This is a genomic window from Shewanella litoralis, assembly GCF_009828585.1.
Lineage (GTDB): Bacteria > Pseudomonadota > Gammaproteobacteria > Enterobacterales > Shewanellaceae > Shewanella > Shewanella litoralis.
Genome location: NZ_WSRZ01000141.1, coordinates 1 through 295, shown reverse-complemented (window position 1 = coordinate 295; position 295 = coordinate 1). Strand labels below are relative to the sequence as shown.

Sequence of the window (295 nt, the reverse complement as noted above, 5' to 3'; positions counted from 1 at the left end):
CTGGCCTTGGAGTATTTGGGGGTGGTGGCATCCATCTTGTTACAACAGCAAATCATCTGTTTGACACCAAGGGTGAAAGCAAGAAGCGCATGCTCACGAGTCTGACCATCCTTGGAGATACCAGCTTCAAAACCACCAGTGGTGGAGTCAATGATAAGGACAGCACAATCAGCCTGGGAGGTACCAGTAATCATGTTCTTGATGAAATCACGATGACCAGGAGCATCAATGACAGTGCAGTAGTACTTGGTGGTCTCGAACTTCCATAGAGCAATATCGATGGTGATACCACGCT

Annotated in this window: 1 protein-coding gene; it reads right to left on the bottom strand. The window is 47.8% G+C overall.

Features of this window, described 5'->3' with window-relative positions; genetic code table 11:
* The coding region (locus GQA99_RS20420; RefSeq protein WP_240904659.1) for a GTP-binding protein at positions 1-295 on the bottom strand (295 nt) is incomplete at both ends.